At 71.8% G+C, this 1,381-nt stretch carries 1 protein-coding gene; it reads left to right on the top strand.

Annotated features, from left to right (window positions below):
• Nucleotides 1-1,381 (top strand): condensation domain-containing protein (locus ACFWWR_RS48570; protein ID WP_384310787.1); only part of this gene is annotated, 1,381 nt, incomplete at both ends.

Here is a 1,381-nt window from a genome sequence, read left to right as displayed (position 1 = left end):
GGGTTACCTGAACCGGCCCGCCCTGACCGCCGAACGCTTCCTCGCCGACCCCTACGGCCCGCCCGGCACCCGCATGTACCGCACCGGGGATGTGGCCCGCTGGACCGGCAACGGTGATCTGGAATACCTGCGACGCGCCGACGACCAGGTCAAACTCCGCGGCTTCCGTATCGAGCTCGGCGAGATCGAGACCCTGCTGCGGGCCCATGAGGCAGTCGCGCAGGCTGCGGTGATCGTCCGCGACGACCGCCTCATCGCCTACACGACCGGCACCCGGGTGTCCGGGGAGGACCTGCGCCGGCATCTGGCCCAGACTCTGCCCGACTACATGCTCCCGTCCGTGTTCGTCTCCCTCGATGCCCTGCCGCTGACCGCGAACGGCAAACTCGACCGCAAGGCCCTGCCCACCCCCGACGCTCAGACGGGCACCTCTGGCCGGGCTCCGCGCACTGCGCAGGAAGAGATCCTGTGCCACCTGTTCGCGGACGTCCTCGGCCTCGGCCGGGTCGGTATCGACGACAGCTTCTTCGACCTGGGCGGGCACTCGCTGCTCGCCACCCGTCTGGTCTCCCGCATCCGCACGACGCTGGGCGCGGAACTGTCGGTGCGGGCGCTGTTCGAGACGCCGTCGGTGGCAGCACTCGCCGTGGTGCTGAGCGGGGCGGGCCGGGCCCGGGCGGCGGTCACCGCCGGTCCGCGTCCGGAGCGGATCCCGCTGTCTGCGGCTCAGCAGGGCCAGTGGTTCCTGCACAAGCTCGAGGGCCCCAATGCCACCTACAACATTCCCATCGCACTGCGCCTGACCGGCACCCTCGACCAGGACGCCCTCCAGGCCGCACTGGCCGACGTCGTCACACGGCACGAGAGCCTGCGCACCGTGTTCACCCAGGACGACGACGGCGCCCACCAGATCATCCTCACCCCCGACCAGGCCCGCCCGGCCCTGGAGGTCCAGGCCGTCACCGGCGAGCGGCTTTCAAAGGCGCTGGCCGCCGCAGCGGGCGAGACCTTCGACCTCACCCGCGACCTGCCCCTGCACACCACCCTCTTTCGGCTCGGCCCCACCGAGCACGTCCTGCTGCTGGTCGTGCACCACATCGCCGCCGACGAGGGATCCTTCGCCCCCCTCGCCCGCGACCTGACCACCGCCTACGCGGCCCGCACCACCGGCCAGGCCCCGAACTGGGCACCCCTGCCGGTCCAGTACGCCGACTACACCCTCTGGCAGAACGAGGTACTGGGCTCCGAGGACGACCCCGAGTCCGTGTCGGCGCGTCAGCTCGCCTACTGGCAGGACGCCCTGGCCGGCCTGCCCACCGAACTCGACCTGCCCACCGACCGCCCCCGACCCGCCGTCCCCACCCACCAGGGCGGCACCATC

Origin of the sequence: Streptomyces sp. NPDC058678 (genome assembly GCF_042714835.1) — a bacterium.
Lineage (GTDB): Bacteria > Actinomycetota > Actinomycetes > Streptomycetales > Streptomycetaceae > Streptomyces.
The sequence above is the reverse complement of the archived record's forward strand: the minus strand, read 5'-3'. Positions and strand labels throughout refer to the sequence as shown.